The sequence below is a fragment of the Rhodohalobacter barkolensis genome, assembly GCF_002834295.1.
GTDB lineage: Bacteria > Bacteroidota > Rhodothermia > Balneolales > Balneolaceae > Rhodohalobacter > Rhodohalobacter barkolensis.
The window spans coordinates 153,598-174,952 of the sequence record NZ_PISP01000001.1 but is presented as its reverse complement, the minus strand read 5'-3'; the positions used below and the strand labels follow the sequence as shown (position 1 = coordinate 174,952).

At 45.3% G+C, this 21,355-nt stretch carries 15 protein-coding genes and 1 riboswitch; of the genes, 7 read left to right on the top strand and 8 right to left on the bottom strand.

Annotation, left to right across the window (positions count from 1 at the left end):
- Nucleotides 1-826: 826 nt before the first annotated feature.
- On the top strand, nt 827-2,461 hold the full coding sequence (locus CWD77_RS00675; RefSeq protein ID WP_101071269.1) for a potassium channel family protein: 1,635 nt from the start codon (nt 827-829) through the stop codon (nt 2,459-2,461).
- 1,061 nt (nt 2,462-3,522) lie between these two features.
- Nucleotides 3,523-5,364, top strand: coding sequence for a DUF4153 domain-containing protein (locus CWD77_RS00670; protein WP_101071268.1), 1,842 nt, complete (start codon nt 3,523-3,525; stop codon nt 5,362-5,364).
- A gap of 1,142 nt (nt 5,365-6,506) precedes the next feature.
- On the opposite strand, the gene CWD77_RS00665 is transcribed toward CWD77_RS00670, so the two are convergent.
- The gene (locus CWD77_RS00665; protein WP_101071267.1) at nt 6,507-7,643 is read right to left on the bottom strand and encodes a Fic family protein; all 1,137 of its coding nucleotides are present in this window, start codon (nt 7,641-7,643) and stop codon (nt 6,507-6,509) included.
- A gap of 533 nt (nt 7,644-8,176) precedes the next feature.
- Between CWD77_RS00665 and CWD77_RS00660 the strand changes: the two genes are divergently transcribed.
- On the top strand, nt 8,177-9,292 hold the full coding sequence (locus tag CWD77_RS00660; protein ID WP_101071266.1) for a carboxypeptidase-like regulatory domain-containing protein: 1,116 nt from the start codon (nt 8,177-8,179) through the stop codon (nt 9,290-9,292).
- Between the two features lie 1,230 nt (nt 9,293-10,522).
- Here CWD77_RS00660 and CWD77_RS00650 read toward each other — a convergent pair.
- The 5 genes from CWD77_RS00650 to CWD77_RS00635 all read right to left on the bottom strand — a co-directional run bounded on the left by CWD77_RS00650 (nt 10,523) and on the right by CWD77_RS00635 (nt 13,886).
- Nucleotides 10,523-11,131 (bottom strand): CIA30 family protein, encoded by a 609-nt coding sequence (locus CWD77_RS00650; protein WP_133120140.1) that lies wholly within the window; start codon nt 11,129-11,131, stop codon nt 10,523-10,525.
- Between the two features lie 284 nt (nt 11,132-11,415).
- Entirely contained in the window at nt 11,416-11,589 is a 174-nt protein-coding gene (locus CWD77_RS15505; protein ID WP_165779039.1) for a hypothetical protein, read from the bottom strand.
- Nucleotides 11,590-12,478: 889 nt separating this feature from the next.
- Nucleotides 12,479-12,958, bottom strand: coding sequence for a hypothetical protein (locus CWD77_RS00645; RefSeq protein WP_133120139.1), 480 nt, complete (start codon nt 12,956-12,958; stop codon nt 12,479-12,481).
- A 74-nt stretch (nt 12,959-13,032) separates the two neighbouring features.
- Nucleotides 13,033-13,134, bottom strand: a riboswitch (SAM-I-IV-variant riboswitch).
- Entirely contained in the window at nt 13,110-13,454 is a 345-nt protein-coding gene (locus CWD77_RS00640; RefSeq protein WP_101071262.1) for a hypothetical protein, read from the bottom strand. (Overlaps the previous riboswitch by 25 nt.)
- A gap of 132 nt (nt 13,455-13,586) precedes the next feature.
- The gene (locus CWD77_RS00635) at nt 13,587-13,886 is read right to left on the bottom strand and encodes a hypothetical protein (protein WP_101071261.1); all 300 of its coding nucleotides are present in this window, start codon (nt 13,884-13,886) and stop codon (nt 13,587-13,589) included.
- A 304-nt stretch (nt 13,887-14,190) separates the two neighbouring features.
- Between CWD77_RS00635 and CWD77_RS00630 the strand changes: the two genes are divergently transcribed.
- Nucleotides 14,191-15,360, top strand: coding sequence for an ATP-grasp domain-containing protein (locus tag CWD77_RS00630; protein WP_101071260.1), 1,170 nt, complete (start codon nt 14,191-14,193; stop codon nt 15,358-15,360).
- A 1,083-nt stretch (nt 15,361-16,443) separates the two neighbouring features.
- A complete protein-coding gene (locus CWD77_RS00625) occupies nt 16,444-17,349 on the top strand; it encodes an SRA domain-containing endonuclease (protein ID WP_476705521.1) in 906 nt (301 codons plus the stop codon).
- A 104-nt stretch (nt 17,350-17,453) separates the two neighbouring features.
- Here the strand turns inward: CWD77_RS00625 and CWD77_RS00620 are convergent, their stop codons facing one another.
- Both CWD77_RS00620 and CWD77_RS00615 read right to left on the bottom strand, forming a co-directional pair.
- Nucleotides 17,454-17,825 carry an HIT family protein gene (locus CWD77_RS00620; RefSeq protein ID WP_101071258.1) on the bottom strand — a complete coding sequence of 124 codons (372 nt, stop codon included), beginning with the start codon at nt 17,823-17,825 and terminating at the stop codon, nt 17,454-17,456.
- Between the two features lie 15 nt (nt 17,826-17,840).
- Nucleotides 17,841-18,965, bottom strand: a complete 1,125-nt coding sequence (locus tag CWD77_RS00615; protein ID WP_101071257.1) for an HNH endonuclease domain-containing protein — start codon at nt 18,963-18,965, stop codon at nt 17,841-17,843.
- A 269-nt stretch (nt 18,966-19,234) separates the two neighbouring features.
- Here CWD77_RS00615 and CWD77_RS00610 point away from each other — a divergent pair, with 269 nt between their 5' ends.
- Nucleotides 19,235-19,567 carry a ribonuclease E inhibitor RraB gene (locus tag CWD77_RS00610; protein WP_165779038.1) on the top strand — a complete coding sequence of 111 codons (333 nt, stop codon included), beginning with the start codon at nt 19,235-19,237 and terminating at the stop codon, nt 19,565-19,567.
- A gap of 232 nt (nt 19,568-19,799) precedes the next feature.
- Nucleotides 19,800-20,822, top strand: a complete 1,023-nt coding sequence (locus CWD77_RS00605; protein WP_101071255.1) for an acyl-CoA dehydrogenase family protein — start codon at nt 19,800-19,802, stop codon at nt 20,820-20,822.
- The last annotated feature ends 533 nt before the right edge of the window (nt 20,823-21,355 follow it).

The window sequence follows — 21,355 nt, the reverse complement described above, 5'->3', positions numbered from 1 at the left end:
ACGCTGTCCGGGGTCCTGAAGTACTCTCCCTATTCGGCGATTCATGATTGTCATCCTCTTTACCCCGGGTTTCACTGCGTTTCACCCGAGGCTAATCATATTATGCCCCGTTGGGGCATTTTCGGTTCCGCATCCACATGCTGTATATACAAGTTACAGGATTCAAGCTGCAGGCTTCAGGCCAACGTCAGTGCGCAGTGCCCCGATGCAGTTAATCGGGGAGCTTGTCGATAACTCACTACACCGACTATAAGTTTCAGGGCAACCGATCGTTATTCGGCGTTCGATATTCGACATTCAAACCATCTCCTCGTCCCGGTGCTCTGCTCCGTTGACGACAACCCTGCAGCTCTGCTGTATGACAACCCACCCCTTCCTCTCTCACGCAAAAAGCGCGTGACATGGATAGGAGCTATTTACTTGCACACAATTCACTACCCGGAATTGACTGTCCCGGAGGGACAATATGTTGGTAGCCCCACGCGTCAGCGTGGGGTAAATATGAGCCATACATCTCCCCCGCCGAAAAGAGAGATCGGTTTGGAGTACAAATCAAAATAGAGGCGGTCGGTATCCGAATAACATTACCGACAAAACATTCAAAAGCTGGTCCGGATATTTCATGCAGTAGAGCTGCAGAATTGTCGTCCCCGGAACTAAGCACTAGGACGGGAAAAAATCACAATATATTTGAGGTGACAATGCTCTGACCACATTTAATAAAATTGCATTCTCCAATTAAACATTTATGATTTGCCGTAATTCATCTATTTTGATAAATACGCTGATTTTATGTCCACGCGCAATTGTGATCGTTTAAAATTCTATGGATAAAAACTTTTCAAACAGAATATTCTTCTCCATACTTACTGTATTGGGGATTATCATCAGCTATTCCATCCTCTTTTCGTGGTCGATGCTCTATTTTGAAGATCAGCATGTAACTTTTTCACAGTCACTTCAGGTAGTCGTTGAATCCTTAACCACAAGCGGATACGGCGGTTATGCGCCCTGGCAGAGCGATTTTATGAACTACTTTATTGTAATCATGAATGTGACCGGTGTCGCACTCGTTTTTTTCGCTTTTCCGGTGTTGATTGTCCCGATTCTAAAACGTGCTATTGAAAAAAGCCCGCCTCAAAAAATTTCCAAATCCGACCATGTAATTATATGTGGTTACTCGAACCATGCGGATGTTTTAATTCAGGAGTTAGACTCGCGCGGTAAAGATTATGTAATTATTGAACAGGATGATCAGCTGGTATCACAGCTTCACCTATCAGGCATGAATGTGATTGTCGGTAACCCTGAGTCGGATGCAATTCTACTCAATGCCTGTATCGGTTCAGCATCTACCCTGGTTCTGCAATCCACCGTTGAAAAATCCATTAGTACCATACTTACAGCAAGAAATGCATCTGAAACAATCAATATCATTGCGGTGTTGGACCAGGAAGAGGAAGAGGTGTACTACAAATTGGCCGGTGCCGATGTCACCATCCTCCCACGGCAACTTATCGGTGAAAGCCTGGCCAAACAGGTCCCTGCAATTTCAATTATCGACAGCGTAGAAATTGATAATAATATCGAGTTAATTGAGATCGACATTGAAGAGGGAAGTGAACTTTGTAATCGGTCGGTAAAATCGGCTAAACTTTTGGACAATCATCATGTGAACATCATTGGAGCATGGCAAAAAGATGAATTTAACAGTCCTGTCTCTCCCGATTTAATTCTGGATTCAAAGATTCGGCTGTTGGTTGCCGGAGAAAAAGCGGAGATCGATGAACTCAGCAAAAAAGCGGAATCCACTACTCGACAATTTAGGCGAAGTAAAGTTCTGATACTGGGCTACGGGCAGTCTGGAGATGCTGCAGCCCGGTTTCTAAAAAGCAGAAGCGTAGACGTACAAGTGATCGATATTCAGGAGAAAGAGGGCGTGGATATTGTTGGAGATATCACGAAAACAGAGACGCTGAAGAAAGCCGATATTGAGGATGTCATGTCGTTAATTGTCACAATTCAGGATGATACAAAAGCGATTTATGCCACGCTTATGGCCAGACATCTGAATCCTAAAGCACATATTATTGTACGAGCTAACAACAAAGGCAATATTCGTAAAATCTTCGATGCCGGGGCCGATTATGTACAGGCCGTTACCACGGTAAGCGGACGGATGCTCGCCGCCTCTGTCTTTGAAGATGAAGATTCCCTGGCAGTAGAAAAGCAGATAAATCTGAAACAACTTCCTGCCGGACAGCTGGTCGGAACTACACTCGCTGAAAGTGATGTACGACAAGAGACTGGGTGCACTATTTTAATGGCCATCCGAAATGATAAAAAAATTATTACGGTTGACCCTCAGACCTTCAAATTCAAAGAAAATGACCAGGTAATACTTGCCGGAACCGATGAAAGCATCTACCTTTTTGAGGAGAAATATTTGAGCAATTCATAATCAGGTCACAAGCCGCAGGTTTCAAGTTGCAGGTCGCAGGCGACAAGCGGCAGGTCTATTCCTCGTCCGGAGCTCTGCTCCGACGACGACAACCCACAGCTCCGCTGTATGAAAACCCAGCCCCTCACTCTCACGCATATACACGTGACATGGAGTCCCAAAAGTAAAATCGAATTCGTGAGGTGATCGCCTCTAATTTTTTTTACTCTTCGAACCATGCCCTCTGATCGGCGACTTTTTAATGGGCTCATCTAAACCCCGGGTTTCACTGCGTTTCACCCGGGGCTAATCATATTATGCCCCGTTGGGGCATTTTCGGTTCCGCATCCACATGCTGTATTTGCAGGTTGCAGGCAACAGGCTTCAAATCGTCATTCAGCGTTCGTCATTTGATATTCGATATTCGAACCATCACCTCGTCCCGGTTCTCTACTCCGGCGACGAGAGTCTGCAGCTCTGCTGCAGGACAACCCATCCCTCTCACAAAAATGAACGTGACAAGAAGCGGAGTTTTTTAGTTTCACATAATTCACATACCGGGATTGCCTGACTCAACAGTAACATCAAATTCGTGAGGTGACCGCCTCTAATTTTCTTTACACTTCGAACCATTCCCTCTGATCGGCGACATGTTAATGGGCTCATCTAAACCCCGGGTTTCACTGCGTTTCACCCGAGGCTAATCACATTTTGCCCCTCTGGGGCATTTCCGATTCAGTATACACATGCGGTATTTGCAGTTTACAGGCAACAGGCTTCAAATCGACATTCAGCGTTCGTCATTCGATATTCGACATTCAAAATCCCCCTCCTCGTCCCGGTGCTCTGCGCCGGCGACGAGAGGCTGGTAAGTTTTTCTTTTCGTCTCCCGGCTGCTCACTTTTCTCCGCTGATTTCTCTAGGCCATTATTTCTAGAGTCCAGCTTCCCAGATAATCTCAAATCGTATACCGTAATCCTTCCTCTAATACAAAAGCACATGACAAAGAGAGTGGAGCTTTTTTCTTTTTATAAACCCAAATAGTGCTACATTCAATTAAGCATAAATTTATAGGATAGAGTATGATACGGCTGCCGTCTATTCAGCAAATTACCTCAAATGCCTCAGCTACAATTCGCAGATTCCCCTTCGTTTTAACCTTCGCCATTCTGGGTACTTTGGGTGTCATCTTGCTGGTAGATTTACCGTGGGATCAGCGGGATGGATACTATTGGGTCCGGAATTTTAGCTGGGTCTCTGCACTATCCATTTCACTGCTCCTCGCAATCAGCGTTTTAAGCGAAAGCAGAAGTTGGAATCCCATCAAACGATACCTTTCCAGTGGTGCGGCCGTTCTTCTGCTTGCCGTTTATTACCTGTTTCTGCCCGAAGATTTTGAGCCCTCAAATTCTGAAGCGTTTTACCGATACTCCTTGCTGTTTCTGTCATCTCATCTTTTGGTTTCGTTTGCACCTTATTTAGGGGATAAAAGTGTTCAGGACTTCTGGGCCTACAATAAAACCCTGTTCCTCAGAATTCTACTCTCCGTTCTGTATGTTGGTGTTTTGTACGTTGGATTAACGATTGCCATGTATTCGTTAGAAGTACTTCTCGAATTCGACATTGAAGGGAAACGATATGGGCAGCTAGCTATATTTTTGATCGGAATTTTTGGTACCTGGTTCTTTCTATCAGGAGTTCCCCATCCCAATCAATTAACGGACGAAGAGAAAGCCTATCCGAAAGGTTTGAGAATTTTTGTTCAGTATGTTCTCATTCCCCTGATCGTCGTATACATAGTAATTCTCTATCTCTACACGGGCAAGATCATCATCGAGTGGCAGTGGCCGAACGGCTGGGTGGCTCACCTTGTGCTCAATTTTTCGATCGCGGGAATATTGGGGCTACTCTTACTCTACCCTATTCAGGACGAAGATGATCACAAATGGGTACGCCTGTTTTCGAAAGGATACTATATTGCTCTTATACCGCTGATCATTCTCCTCATGCTCTCCATTTGGGTCCGGATTTCTGAATACGGTGTAACGGTGAATCGATACTATGTTGCAACCCTGGCCGTATGGCTGACCGGAGTGGTGATCTATTTCCTGATCAGTAAAGTGAAAGATATCAGAGTGATCCCAACCTCCCTGTTTCTGATTATGATACTGATCTCATTTGGTCCGCTGAGTGCATTCGAGGTCTCTGAAAGAAGTCAGCTAAGCAGACTGGAATATCATTTAGAAGAACACGGTCTGTTTTCTGAAAACGGAACCGTCATCAAGACCGAAAATGAAATCCCATTTAACGATCGAAAGCAGATCAGTTCGGGAATTACGTACCTGCTCGATCTGAAGGGTGTTCAATCCATTCAGCCCTATTTTGAGGAAGACCTAAAAGAGGTACTTGCAAATAAAGACACTATGAATGTTGTTTCAGATGCTCAAGTCATTACGGGCCTAATCGGTATTGATTATGTGAGTAACTGGGAGATGGAAGAGGGAGATGGCTCAGGCTTTGCCACGTTCCAGGTGCAAAAGCGCAGGACAGATCCTGTACCTTTGCAGGGTTATGACCATTATGTCGGTGAAATTGAGATGTGGCTGAGTTCACAAGAGTTTGAGACAACCATTGGAGAACGGGTTTACACGATTTCACTGAAAGACGAAAATCTTGAAATCCATATCACAGAGAAAGCGACCGGGCGTTCGTTGGTATTTGAACTTAAACCCTTTATCGAAGAGCTGCCTGAAACCGGTGCGATGAAAATAGAAGCTTTATCTATTGAGAGGATGACCCTCGAACAGCAGAATGAATCCCTGAAGGTAAAACTTGTCTTCAATTCGATAACCGGTCAACGGCAAAACGGTGAGATCACAAGCCTGAATGCAAACTTCGGACTCTATTTCTCATTTGAAGAGTAAGCTGAGGTTGACGGCGTACGGAATTCGTTTTACGGCATACGATGCAGACTGACGGGTTTATCCAAGCCGCAAGTTTCAGGCAGCAGGAAGTCACTTCACAGCTCAGCGTTCGTCATTCGATATTCGACATTCAATTGCACTCTCCTCGTCCCAGTGCTCCGCTCCGAAGACGACAAACCGCAGCTCAGCTGCACAAATCGTATTAACCAAATTTAAAGGGAACCGCCTCAATTAAATCCAGTACTCCAATCCAATCCCTCTATTCGGCGGTTATTTTGGCCAGCCTAATATCCCCCGGATTTCGTTTCACTTCATCCGGGGCTACCAACATGCTACCCCGCTGGGGCAGGGTGTAAATCACCTGTCGGCATTCTGTTTTACAGGGCTTGCTTTTCGAAGATTTTGCACACTAGATAGCGATTGGGAGTTGGAGGGTATATCCAGGCTATAAGCTATGCCCCAAATCGCATATCGGCGTTCGTGATTCGTCATTCGCAGTTCAATTCGTCACTATGCAACGGTTCGTCTGAACCGTTGATTCTCCCTCGTCTGTCGAATTCCGACGCGCTTTTGCGGCGGTTCGCCTGACAAGTTTTTTCAAGTTTCATTCCTCATTTCTCGTCCCGGGGCTCTGCTTCGGTGACGACAACCTGCAGCTCTGCTGTTCAAAATGTCTTAACCACATTTCGAACGGTATTTAGTCAAACCCAATTCGTTATGGAACCGCCTCAACAAAACCCAGTATTTCAAACCAATCCCTCTATTCGGCGGAAAATTTTGGTTGGCCTCTATTCCCTGGGTTTCGTTTCACTTCACCCAGGGCTAATCACATTCTATCCCTCCGGGATAGTCGGCTCTAACCCATCTGAATATTACACTTCACAATTCATTATTCGATTATTCCTCGTTTGTCGAATTCCGGCGTGCAGTTGCGGCTGTTCGCCTGAAGAGTTTTCAAGCCGCAGGACGCAAGCACCAAAACAGCAAATCCCAAACTCGCCCAATTCATCATTCCCATATCCTCGTCCCGGAGCTCCGCTCCAGCGACGACACCCCAGCAGCTCCGCTACAATTACCATTACCGAATGAATGATGTAATTACTAATTGACGATTCACCTTTTTGAATAATATGACAGTTTGCTCAATACGACAGAATTTCCACCAATGCCGGGTTAATATAGTAGTGCTTTCCCTTGATCTCTTTTTTCTCCAGAATTTGTAAATCCGCCAATTCATTCAAGTAATTTCGCGCTGTATTTTCTGCATAAACGCCTTTATCGGTCAGATGGTTAACCTTAATATAGGGTTGGGTAAAGATCGCTTCGGCGAGATCCTCCGGCCGGCGGACATCCGTCTGACTGCGCAGCACGTCAAGTATCTCCTCCTTGCTTTCGATGATATCATTCACCTTGCGCAGGGTGAGCCGTGAAGTCCACTCCACAGCTTTCAGCATATAGAGAAACCAGCTCTTCCAGTCGCCCTGCTGAGATACCCCCGCCAGGTATTCATAATAATCCTGTTTGTGCTCCAGGATATAACGGCTCAAATAGAGAATGGGCAGATCCAACTGATGATGCCGCGTAATAATATGCAGGTTCATGATACGGCCGACACGTCCGTTGCCGTCCCGGAACGGGTGAATCACCTCAAACTGGTAATGGGCAATGCACATCTTCAGCAGAACATCATCGGGCTGTGACTGCTCATCATTCAGGAAATCGATAAGGTTGTCGAGCCTGGCCTCCACTATCCCTTGGCCCCGGGGCGGGGTGTAGGCTGGCTTTCCTGTGTTCGGACCGGTACCCCCCATCCGTATAAAAGTTCTGGCAAATGGCGGACGGATTTCATCGCCGCTCTCTTGGATAATCTGATAGAGCCGGATAAAATAGTCCCGGTCAAATGCACCGTTCTCCTCCAAATAGTGATATCCCTCCCACAAAGCCTCACGGTAGCGCAGCACCTCCTTCGCCGGGGCCGGTGCTTTACCATCCGCTTTGGAATCACTGAGCGCCTTGTAGAGATCATCATCGGTCGTAAACACATTCTCAATGGCACTCGATACCTTCGCCTCCTGCAGGGTGATGGAGTTGATGAGCATACCGGGGTTGGGAATTGCAATACTTCGTCCAGCCAGCAGCGCCAGGGCCTCCTTTGCCAAGCCCAGCTGCTCATAAATATCCACATCCCGGTAGAGAGTCGGGGCAATCGGGAGTTCCGGAAGATCATTCCAGGGTTTTGTACGATCGGGGTTGACCGGGTAGAGCTGCTCTTTTGGCATTAATTTCTTTGTTTTTTAATATATGATAGCAAATCCGACCTTAAAATAGGGTAACAAAACCAAACATACATTAATTATTGTGATTTTTAATGTATGGTTATTAAAACGGCCTTAAAAACCCTGGATGCGTTATACAGCATTAGGTTTACGATATACGACATCCTCACCTGCCGAATTCCGACCATTACCTCGTCCCAGAGCTCCGCTGCATAACAACCCTGTCCCAAAGGGACAGGACATGAATAGCCCTCCCGACCAAATACGTCGGGACAGGCTGGGTTTTAACCCGGGTAAGAATGAAGCGCCCATATACACGCCGAACAGAGGGATCGGTTTGAAATTCAAAACAAAATTGAGGCGGTGCTTCAAAAATCTCATCTAAAAATATTCAATCTACTATTTGTCTTAATCCGCCGGTAGTCGGACAGGTACAAAAACTATCAAAAACTCCCTATTGAAAATGATAACACCGATCGTTTATTTATGAATGTTGCCGTTCAGGAATCAATGCCGGATTATACGGAGTTCATGCCATGCGCCGTGTCATTTTCATATTTCTAACCACCACTCTTTTCTTTTTTGGATTGACAGATCTGCTGCGCGCCCAGGCTATTGTTAAGGGAGAGGTCGTTGATACCGATACCGGACAGCCACTGCAGGGAGCGCACGTCTTCTTATCAGGCACCAAGCTCGGCACCTATTCGGATCGTTCAGGCCAATATACCTTGAGGCGTATTCCAATCGGTTCCTTTCGGATTATTGTCACCATGATCGGGTATGAACGGATGGTCTACAATGTGGATGTTGAGCCGGGAGATCAGTTAACCATCGACCTGAACCTGAAACCTGTAGTGTATGAAATGGATGAAATTAATGTGGATGACCTGGGTAAAAAATGGCGGAGAAACCTGGCTCGGTTTGAAGAATTATTCCTCGGCATGAGCGAAAATGCCGATTCGGTGTTCATCCTCAATCCAGATGTCTTACGCTTTGATACCAACTTCTGGGGACGATTAAAAGCGGAGGCGCTGGCACCCCTTGAGATTGTAAATAAATCATTGGGTTATGAGATAACCTACTACTTGTTCGAGTTCAAACACACAGGACATACCACTTACTGGGATGGAGAACCGCTGTTTAAAGAGATGACCCCATCCGATCCCACACAAAAATTTCTATGGGAATTCAACAGGCTGAAGGCATTTCACGGGTCGATGAGGCATTTCTGGCTGTCGGTGCTGGAAGACCGCGTTGAAGAAGAGGGCTTTCACATGTACAGAGTTTGGGAACCGATGTTTCCCGGGGATACGAATAATCTATTTAAGGTAACCGCTGAGGACATTGTCCGCCCGGCTGAAAAGGAGTACCTGAAAGAGGTGCGGTTTTCAGGATCACTGGAGATCGTTTATATGCGTGAGGAGGAAGATTGGCGCTATCTGGAGTGGACAAACGAACGGAACAGGGGTCCGGGTTGGTCGCAGGTTTCCTGGTTGGAACTCAATGAACGATCCATCACTGTTGACCCATCCGGCGAAGTTGTAGAACCCTATGGCGCCATTCAGCAGGGATATCTCGGTTTCCACCGGCTGGCCGATCTCACCCCGCGCGAATACCGCCCGGATGGATATTTTAAAGCCACCAACCGTTGAAAACCCTCGTCTGTCGAATTCCGGCGTGTTTTTACGACGGCTCGCCTGACGAGTATTTCCAAGCCTCAAGCGGCATGCAACAAATCACAATTCGACATTCATAATTCGAAATTCGGCATTCAAACCATCTCCTCGTCCCGGAGCTCAGCTCCGTCGACGACAACCTGCAGCTCCGCTGCATCATAACCCACCCCCAGCCCCTCCCTCTCACGCAAATGCACGTGACATGGAGGGGAGCTATTTACCTGCACAATTGCTGCAAATTATTAAACTGTCCCACAGGGTCAGCACACAAATAGCCCCGGTTTTTAACCCGGGGTAAATAGATCAACAAGCCTCCTCACCGAACAGAGTGCGTTGTTTGGAGTGCAAAACAGAATTGGGACGCTTGTTTTAAAATCTCATTTCAAACCTCTATCCACTGTTCATTTTGTCTTGAAACAAAACGAACCAAAAAATCAAGCCTGCCTGCGCTGAAGCTTCGGAAGGCAGGGCTGTGAGAAATCATCGACGTTCTCAGCCTAGATCCGGAAAAACTCAAGGCCTGTTAATCCCTTATTCCGATTTCAGATTCTGTTGGAGGCTGGTGAGTTTTTCTTTTCGTCTACTGTCTGCTCACTTTTTCCGCTGATTTCTCAAGGCCGTTTTTCATCTGCTTATCAAAAAAGAACAACCCCGCAGAGGTGACATATCAATAGCCTCGGGTGTAGCAAAGCGAAACCCGGGGAAACAGGGCACCATACATTCCCCGCCGAACAGAGAGAATAGTTTGGAGGACAAACCAGAATTGAGGCGGTTCTCACACATATTCATTATTCAAAAACAAACATCAACGAGTCAGGCATCCCTTTGCACAAGGTCAGACCGGATATTATATGCAGCGGAGCTACTCACTTTCGTCGGCGGATCGGAGCTCCGAACGAGGAATTCTGGATTGAGACAAACTCAATCTGCCGGGCAAACGCTTGGATCAGAAACAGCAATCCCCGGAATCAGTTTTTTGTGGATCGTTATTCGTCAGGTGGGCTTTGATTTTTGAATAACACTTTCAATGTACGATGATTACCCTATTCAGATCAAATGAATTTGAGAATGGCTATTTTATATACAACTAATGTTTGATGATATAACATAATATTAGTTTATAGCTACCCAATGACTGCTTCATATCATTCAAAAAAATTCTTCACAAAAGATTATTTGATCATTAATGCTGATCCGCCCCCCCCATTAATACACGCTCAGCCTTTGCACCCCCAGACGAAAAGGACCCTCTTGTCCATCCTGAATCATAAACCCGATCTCCAGAATCGCATCCGGGTTCAACTCCGGATTGCCGCGAACTGCATTCCCTCTAAATACCGGCTTGAAATCGCTATATGCCATTTCGTGAGTCTCCCACTCCCCTGCCGTGGTCGCAAAACGCGCCTCGTAGGAGTAGCGCGTCAGCCGTCCGTTTTTTACGGTTCTGAGCCTCAAGCTGTATATTTTTCCATCCCCCAACACGTGAACAGACAATCCCTCAAAGCCTGACAGGTCCACCGGTGTTTGTGCCCGTGTGCGGACTGATGCAAATCCACCATTATTCTCCAGGGATACCGTGCCCCTGAACAGGGCATATCCGTCTGGATGCAGCTCAAGTGTGCTTCTTGAAATCCCTCCCATTACGCTGTCATTTACAATCCGCCAAGCGGCCACCGATGTGTCACTGAAATCTATTAGGACCTGTTCTGTATCGTTCTTTTCAGTATCAGAACTCTTTAGCTCTGCCCCAAAACCTGGAAAGAGCATAGCAAATAACAAACTGGTTAAAAGGATGGATGTTGTAGTAGTAGGCAAGGGTTTCTTTGTTGAGTTTCCATTCGTATCGTATTGAGAGCTCAACAAAAACAGCCCACCATCAGTTCGGACAACCCACCCCCAGCCCCTCCCTTTCACGAAAATGCACGTGACATGGAGGGGAGCTACTTAGCTGAACAGAATTGACATACCGGAATTGCCTTTTCCATTTAATCAGGATAAACTATTCAAAATTCGTCATTCGTTATTCGACATTCGATATTCAAATCTCCTCGTCTGTCGAATCCAGGCGTGCTTTTGCGTCGGTTCGCCTGACGAGTTTTTCAAGCCTCAAGCGGCAAGTCGCAGGCAGCAGGTCGCAGGCAAGGCCTGAATGTCATCCTGTTGCGTCCCGACTCTTTTTCGGGGAACGTAGTGAAGGATCTCCATCCCATTAAGTCAACACCGGGAGATTCTTCTCCCGAAAGCATTAAGGAGAAGAATGACGATATGGTCATCCTGAACGTAGTGAAGGATCTCTACATTTGTTGCTATTATTTTGGAGACCCTTCGACAAGCCTGCCCTCCGAAACCACGGTGCAGGCGGGCTCAGGGTGACGGTGGAGGCTGGTGAGTTTTTCTTTTCGCCTTCTGTCTGCTCACTTTTTCCGCTGATTTCTCAAGGCCGTTTTTGATCTACTTATAAAAAATAAACAACCCCGGAGGGGGTGGAATATCAATAGCCCTGGGTGGAGCTTCGCGAAACCCAGGGTAAACAGAGACACACATCTCCTCGCCGAACAGAGAGCTTGGTTTGGATTACAAAACAGAATTGAGGCGATAGACTTAAAATCTTATTTCAAACTCATCCCCCTGTTACTTTTGGCTTGATCCGCCGGTAGTCGGACAGGTACAAAAGCAACCCAAAAATTAAGCCCTGAATGTCATCCTGAACGTAGTGAAGGATCTCTACATTTGTTGCTATTATTTTGGAGACCCTTCGACAAGCCTGCCCTCCGAAACCACGGTGCAGGCGGGCTCAGGGTGACGGTGGAGGCAGGTGAGTTTTTCTTTTCGCCTTCTGTCTGCTCACTTTTTCCGCTGATTTCTCAAGGCCGTTTTTGATCTACTTATAAAAAATAAACAACCTCGGAGGGGTGAGACACCAATGTAAACAGATCCAAACATCTCAACCGCCGAACAGAGTGCCTTGTTTGGAGTGCAAATCAGAATTGAGGCGGACTATCATGCAGCAGAGCTGCCAGTTGTCGTCCGCGGAGCAGAGCTCCGGACGAGGGTTAACCAAAAAAATCACAATTCGGCGTTCGTCCATCGTTATTCGACATTCAAACACCAACGTCTCACGCTTCCCTCTCACTTTTTGCATCTAGCATCTCGCCGTTATCATCACATCCCCATCACCTCTTCCCTCTCATAAATCCTGTCGTAGAGCAGCTTTCGGGTTTTGCCAAACTCGCGGATTTCGCGTGCACGCTGTACGAACTCTTCGTTGTCCATTTCATCGGATCTGACCATAAACCCCGCCTTGCCCTTATCGCTATACACGATCAGGTAGAGTCGGCGCATCCGGCGTTCCATCTCCAGGCAGTTCCATTCCCGGCAGTTCTTCAGAATTCGGATGAACATCTCATCCTTCACCGGTTTTGAATAGCTCTCCGGCAGGGTGACGGTGACCACCAGCAGGCCGTTCTTCATCTCTGCCACGGCTGATGAAATTCCGTGCAACATCCCCATCCATTTGATGCCCGCCTGAACATAGGAGCTATGAAGGGTTTTTCGCTCTCTTTCAGAAAGTGTAGAACTCAGAGGGTCATTGGTCTGATTGCCGGACGATTCTCCGTTATGGTTATTTTTTGACTGTTTCATAAGATCTGTATCGTTTGATGTACGGTTTCGGTTCGGTTGTGTGATACGTACATCAAGATCAGATGCGGAAAAGACGGGACTCGTTGCTTTGGATCCGTGATCCCACATCGTTTGAACCACCGTGCCCGAGCAGGTCGGTTGGCAACCCCGATTATCGGGGTTTCTTGATGCTGAATGGAAGATAACAGCTGGCTATTCCGATAACAAGCGGTTTGCAGGTTTCAAGTTGCAGGCAACAAGTCATAATTCGAAATCCGGCGTTCATCATTCGATATTCAAACCATCCCCTCGTCCGGAGCTCTGCTCCGCCGACAGCCCTGCAGCTCCGCTGCACAATACGTCTTAACCACTTTTTGAACGGGATTTGGTCAAATCCAAAACGTGATGGAAACGCCTCAACAAAAACCAATATTTCAAGCCACACTCTCTGTTCGGCGGGGAAATGGGGGTTGCCATTAAACCCATCAATGAATTGATGGGCTATAATATGTTTCATGGCTATGCCATTACTCAATAACTGGCACTCATTCTCAAATCGGTCGTTCGTCGTTCGGTCAATCGCAGTTCACATCGGGGAGCTTGCCAAGAACCCTCGTCTGTCGAATTCCGGCATGTTTTGGCGACGGTTCTAGTCCTCCTTCTCCCGAAGGTTTTCGGGATACTGAGGATAGACCCGACGAGTTTTTCCAAGCCTCAGGCAACAAATCACAATTCGAAATTCGTCCATCGTAATTCGCCATTCAAACATCAACGTCTGCTCCAGATCCTTCTGCTCCGGCCGAAAGACACGGCCTTCGGTCAGGACCCTGTCTCCGCTCACCGACTGATGACAGGATTCCTGATAGGAAAGCGCAGCGTATAAAGTATTGAGATCGAACCCTGCTCCCCACCGCGCCGCAGGCAGATCTTCGTAAGCAGATTGACTCATAAATTCCTCAGCGAAACTCGGCGACGTACTCAGTGCAACTCCGCGAGAAACCCTGAAAGACGATATAGGATATGCGATTTTTGATATCCGATATCCGATTTACGATTTACGATTCAAAAAACCACCACCCCTCAGACCTCTCCTCCAGAGGAGGGGAATTTTGCCCAACCGTATTTAGGCATCAACATCTACACCTTAGACCTTGAACCCTGAACCCAGAAACCTATTCATATAAAGTGATAATTAATTCATAATTTTATCTAAATACGAACAGGTTACTTTTTACCCATTTAAATCGTTTTTAATGATACTTCTTGACAAACCTTACGTTTCCGATTTCCTTCAACATACGATCCTGGAAAACGGCTATCCGGCATTAGCACTTTCATCGAAAGAGGAATTGAATCTGGGCGGCAGGTTGCCTCTCATGAATAGTGAAGAAGCAAAGGACATTATTAAGAGGAACGAGTTTCCCAAGGTTTACACAAATTCGGAAAACTCCATTGATTGGATCGAAAAAAATCTGCAAAAAACGAAACTCCCCGATATCATTGATCTCTTTAAAGACAAAGTACGCTTCCGCCGCTTTTTGAATAAATATTATCCGGACTACTTTTTTGAAGAAATTAAACTGGAGGATCTCCTTACAGTGGATGCTTCCGGTTATCCATTTCCTGTAGTATTAAAACCAAAGGTCGGTTTCTTAAGCGTGGGCGTTCATAAGATTTATTCGGTTGAAGAGTGGAATAAAAAAGTACGAAAGGTTGAGAACGAAATTGAAAAAGTAAGCAGATTATATCCGGCTTCTGTTTTAAATGCCGGGGCTTTTATTGTTGAAAAATACATTGAAGGGGATGAATATGCATTTGATGCGTATTTCGGCAGCAACGGTGAACCGGTGGTATTGAATATTTTCAAACATTTTTTTTCAAGTGAGGATGATGTTAGCGATAGAGTTTATCTCTCTTCGGGCGAAATAATCAATAAAAAATTACGACCATTCACGGAGTTTCTTGACATGCTTGGCAATTCTGCCGATTTGAAAAACGTCCCCCTTCACGTTGAAGTAAGAATTACAAAAGACGGAAAACTCTTTCCTATAGAAGTTAATCCAATGCGATTCGGTGGCTGGTGTACTACGGCAGACTCAACGTATCTTTCGTATGGTTTTAATTCCATTGAATATTTCTTCAACCAGCAAAAGCCGGATTGGAAAACCATTTTAAGCGGCAGGGACGACAAACTTTACAGCATCATAGTATTAGACAATACAACCGGGTATGAACCGGACGAAATAAAATCATTTGACTACGATCAGCTGCTTCAACATTTCGAACATCCCATTGAGCTGAGGAAAATGAACGTTGCGGACTATCATATGTTCGGTTTTCTCTTTTGCGAAACGGATAGATCTAATTTTAGAGAAATTGAATACATCCTAAAATCAGATTTGAATGAATTTATAAAGGTATAATAAAAAGAAACGGCTATTCGCTTAGCAAGCGGCAAGTTTCAGGTTGCAGGCAGCAATCCCAACTTCAAAATTCGGCGTTCGATATTCGATATTCGATATTCAAAAAAATCGGTGATTCGGTCGTTCGTCCATCGGTCATTCGTAGTTCAGGTTAAGCGGCTACCCTCGTCTGTCGAATTCCGTCGTGTTTTTTGCGACGGTTCGCCTGACGAGTTCTTTCCAAGCCTCAAGCGGCAGGCCGCAGGCAACAAGTCACAATTCGAAATTCAACATTCATCATTCGATATTCAAACCATCTCCTCGTCCGGAGCTCTGCTCCGAAGACGACAGCCCCCGCAGCTCCGCTGCGTATTGATTTCTCTATCAACCAGGTCACAAGCTACAGGCTCCAGGTTGCAGGCCACAGGCCACAAGTTCCAAATCCCAATCTCCAAATACCAAGCACCAAATTCCATTTCCAATACTCATCAGGTCGAGACTGTCGAGAACCTTTTATGTACCAAAATCAAAATTCACCATTTCCGGGTCATCTGTCATACATACACATCCATTATTTAAATTTTTGCCTTTTGCCAGGCCAACGAAGCTTCAGCGAAGTAGGTCCTTTTCACATTTCACTCTAAAGGCAGACACAGCTATCCCCGGAATCAGTTTTTGTGGAGCGTTATTCGTCAGGTGGGCTTTGATTTTAGAATAACACTTTTAATATACGAGGAAACCCCTATCCGCATCAAATCTGATTTGTGATGAGTGGGTGATGTATGGGTAATGTTTGGTGATAGTGTTTTATAAGTCTTTAATAATGACTTTTTGCTGTTAATTTTAGTTAAAAATAGTTCTTCTTAAAAGAAAAATAATAATCTAATGTTATGAGGTATTTTCTTCCCCATTTATGTACCTCTTGAGAGATTTTTGAATTACAAAACGAAATTTTAGTCTTTAGGCTTTTCATATCATCACCCTAATCTCTTACTGAAAACGCAAAAGGCTAATTATTTTATAAATGCTTTTTTCGTACTTAAATGAAATAAAATCATTTGGAATGCATAAGTCCTAGAATTACATTCAGTCAAACTTTAAAAAATAGTTTTAAACCTTCTGCAAAAACTACCTTTCATACCAGGAGTTAATTATAAAAGATCTACCATTCATGACGAATATGGAGGTAGCCGACAAAGCGGCATTTCACCTTGTGCCAATTATCCCTATATATTTATCTTCAGTGGCTCTAAGGGTAAAAAACATGGTTACCGTGATGCTTGGGAAAATGAGGATGTGTTTAGTTACACGGGGGAAGGTCAAGTAGGTGACATGGACTTTACGAGAGGTAATTTAGCCCTCAAAAACCACCTCGAAAATGGTAAACGAGTTTTTTTATTTGAGTATGTTAAAAAAGGTTACGTTCGTTTTGAAACAGAACTTGAACTACTCGATGTGGATTTTTTTACCACACATGATAGAAAAGGAAAACAAAGGGAAGCTATTAAGTTCTTTTTCAAAAGAGCAGGAGTAGATCTAAATCTTCCTAAATTGGATGATAGTTTTAGAACTTATACTGAGCCGTTATTCGTACAAGAGTTTGATTTACCTGATACAACTGAACGTAAAGGACTAGTGACAAGTAGAGTAGGGCAAGGGGCTTACCGCAAAAGCATACTTCACAGATGGAGATACAAGTGCGCAGTTACAAAATTTGATGATCCTAGAATATTAATTGCTTCGCATATCGTGCCATGGAAAAATTCGACTGATGAAGAGCGTTTGGATGTTGATAATGGAATTCTCTTATCCCCAACTTATGATGCTTTATTTGATAGACATTTGATTACGTTCGACGAAAAAGGTAAGATTTTATTATCTGATCAAATAATGAGAGACTCTTTTCTGAAAATTGGTGTTAACGGAAATGAAAAATTGCAGAGATTACATGACGGTAACAAGGTTTATTTGAGAAAGCACCAAGAACAGTTTCAGTCTAGTACTTATTGAATGGTAATTACCAAGTCAGCCATAATTTACCGAAGGTTCTATTCAATCTTAAATAATATGTCCGATATACTACTTTTAGTTATCTCAGTTAAAATCCATTTTTTTCAATAATCCCCCATCCCCGGAATTACATTTCTAATACCACCCTTTGGATTTTCCATATCTCCTTCATATCGCGGAATCACGTGGCAATGAAAATGGAAAACCGTTTGACCGGCCGCTTCTCCGCAGTTTATGCCAATATTATAACCGTCCGGGCTATGATGCTTTTCAATCAGTGATTTTGCCTGTGTGATCATTGCCGGAAGCTCTGCTTTTTCCTCAGTAGTAAGACCAAAAAAATCAGGGCAAAGTTTTTTCGACACAATCAAAAGATGTCCTTCGCTTACGGGATATTTGTCCTTCACGATGAAGAAGTGCTCATTGTTATGGAGCCATTCTGTTACCGGTATTTTTGAAAAGACGGATGATCTCATCTTGCAGAATTCGATTTATTTCGGTTCAAATTTCTGAAATCCACGCTTCTCAATTAGATATTCACTTTTGTTCATCAATGCATGAATCGCGTCATCCATATTATTATCAAGCCCGGTGCCAAGCCCTTCGTAAATCTCCTGTTCAAACTGCTTGCCGAATTTCCCGGCATAGAGCTTCCAGACTTCCTTAATCCTGTCTGAGCTTTCATTGATAAGTTTTGGTGAAGGTATCCTGTCACTTTTGCTCAGGTTGATTGAGGATTTAACCGGCACAAGATTCCACAAATTGTTGTTCTGCCACAAACTAAACGGAACGGCATGATCGATATGATATTTGTTGGACAAACGAACACCCGTCCAGATACAACGAATCTTGTCGCTGTCTGTTCCTCTAAGGATTTTTTTCACTTGGGTAATATCCCTCGGTACCTGCACCGCCTTCGTCAGTACCGTTAGGATTTTCTCTTTTGGGATCGGATCAATTCCCTCAACCCGCAGGGAGGCCTGCGATGTAAACTCCGCCCATCCATCAATAATCGAATCCTGTCCGATAATCAAAGGGCCAATTTCATCCAAAAGATGATGGAGTTCAGGCAGAATATAAAATTGACCGGCTTCCTGAATCAGTCCGTAATAAGATGGCGTTTTGATGGTTTCAGTGTTGAAATTCACCAGACTATAATGCTTTCCAAACTCATAAAAACCGAGATGCTTCATGGGCATGTTTTTAATTTTTTGCTGAAGCTTTCTTAATAATAGGATGACATCACGATGAATCGGTTCTGGTATCCCTCCATGGATCAAATCAAACCTAAATTGGGGTAGGCCGCCTTTGTCTAGGTAAAATTTAATCACCGTATTAAATTCCCGGCGAATAGCGATCGTATTGCCCTGTTTGAGTTTGGGGCTTTCCCCATTTTTTTGTGGAATGAAAATATCAGAGGAGAAGATCGGGTAGTAATAGAGAATCCAGTAGTAAACCAGAAGACCAAAAGGATATGATATCCAACCATTTTCGGCTTTTCCTTTATGGGGATTTTGATCCGTAACACACTGCACCATTGCACGCAGCAGAGCATACTTGTAAGTAGAGTCCTTGCTGTCTTTAGAAAGAATAGCCGTAAGAATCTGCGTATTCAATATCTGGATGATATAGACTGGTGTTCTGCCCAGCTGATTAGTGATGAATAATTGTATTTCTAAGATACCATTTCAGATCAAAAAAGAAACATCTGTAGAGGAAGGCTAAAATCACTGGCAAAAAATACTGTAAGGATTTGCTTTTTTTCCTTTCATATAGAAAAGAGATGATTCGAATATCGAACACCGAATGTCGAATAATGAAAGTTTAAATTTTGATGTAAGAGTTCATGATTCGATGAGCGCTATTAAAAATGAAGGAGAGCCCAATGGACCCAATAATAACAAACATAAACAGAGAGATACTGGAGTTTATCGAACAGCTGGATTCTGATCCGGATGTCGAACGGATTATAACTTTCTGGTTCTATTCAAATTCAGAAGAAAATATCTATCGCTTGGCTCACCATCTGCAGGAGTTGAGTATGAAGATCGGATATTGCGGAAAGTCATGTAGCGATACACACAAATACATTCTGATTTCCATAAAGCGATTACGTCCAAAAATCGAAATGATGAACAATCTCTGTACATATTTCAATGAAATCGCCGGCCGTTACGATGTAGCCTACGACGGCTGGGAGACACAGGTGGAACCATGAAGTTTGAATATATGGATATAGAATGCCGAATGGGATGGCGTACGGCTGACGAGAACGTACACCGAACTGCGATTTGAGGCCTGGGGCCTGAAGCCTGTATACAGCATGCAGACGGGTGGCCCGACGGAAGCTTGCAGCCTGCAGCTTGAATCATTTGGCATCTAGCCAATATACATCCTACCTTCCTGCGAAATGGGTTTCTATTCAATGGTCATGATCAAAAACATCGTACATGTCTGACACAACGGTTCAATTTACGGATGATGAAAAGCGTCTGCTGCTCACGCGGGAGCAGACGTCTGAGGAGATGGGAACGCTCACCCCGGATCTGCTGGAGCTGGCCCGCCGGAAAAAAAAGCTCTATCACCTGGCGGTGCCGAAGGATCTCGGCGGAGCGGAACTTCCGGTTCTCTCCCTGATGAAAATTTTTGAGGACGCCTCCTCCATGAACGGAAGTTTTGGCTGGAACCTGACGCTGGGCGCGGGCGCCGGAGTGTTTGGCGCCTATATGGATCCCGGTTTTGCGGAGGAGGTCTTTTCCAATCCCGAGGCGTTTATCACCGGTTCGGGCTATCCCGCCGGCAAGGCTGAGCCCACAGATGACGATCCCGACACCTTTGTAGTCAGCGGACGGTGGAAGTACGCCAGCGGCTCGCCCTACGCCACGCTATTTACAGCCAGCTGTCTGCTCCCCGAATCCACGCCGGATAATCCCAAAATGATCGCCCTGGCGTTCTACCCCAACGAGGTGAACAGACTCCACACCTGGAACAGCTATGGGCTGACCGCCACGGCCAGTCACGATTTTGAGGTGAGTAACATCCGGGTGCCCCGCCGCAGATCATTTACCATGGAGCCTCAACCCAGGTATGCCGGGCGACCCCTCTACCGGTTTCCGTTCATGCAGTTTGCCCCGGCCACCCTGGCCTCCTCCCTGCTCGGCATCACCCGGGCATTTATCCGAGAGGCCGATCCGGATGGGGAGCACTCAGCAGAAGAGCCGGTGATGGAACAGCGGGAACGCCTGCACCGTGCGGTTCAAGCCGTTTGGGAGAAGTGCGAACGCGGGGCAGAGATTTCGGACCAAGAGAAGCAGTCGGTAGATATCGCCTCGAAAGAGCTGGCTGTGGTCTGCAGACAGATCGCCTTTGAGCTCTATCAGCACTCCGGGATGCGGGTCCTCGACCGCACCACCCGCCTCAACCGCACCTGGCGCGACCTGATGACCGCCGGCCAACACGTGATGTTACGATAGGTTTACGGCGTACGGCGTACGGTTTACGGGGTACGAGGTACGGGTTGGATTCGAGACCTGTCAGCGTTCATCGACAGCTGACCCTGACAGCGTCGGGTTTTAAACGGTGTATGGGGTACGGTATACGGAGTAAAGTGGTCGCAGATCAAAATGCTATTTAAAACGCCTCCCCTCTTTATGAACGGAGTGAATAGAGAGGGGATTGAGGGGTGAGTTAAAAATCGGCCTAGAGAAATTGACAGTAAAAAGTGTAATGTGAGAATGAGGAAATCACAAATTCACCAGCCTCCTCTAAATATCGAGGTAGAAAATCCAATTTATCAGGCCTTGAATTTGTGCCTCATTCGAACAGAACACGCTGTCAATTTCTCACAGCCTTGATTTTTTGGTTCGTTTTGGATCAAGCCAAAATGAACAGGAATTGCGTTTGAAATAAGATCATCGCAACACCGCCTCAATGCTGTTATCCACTCCAAATAAATCCCCCTTTTCGGCGATAAAATGATGGCCTCTTCTTTACCCCGGGTTAAAAC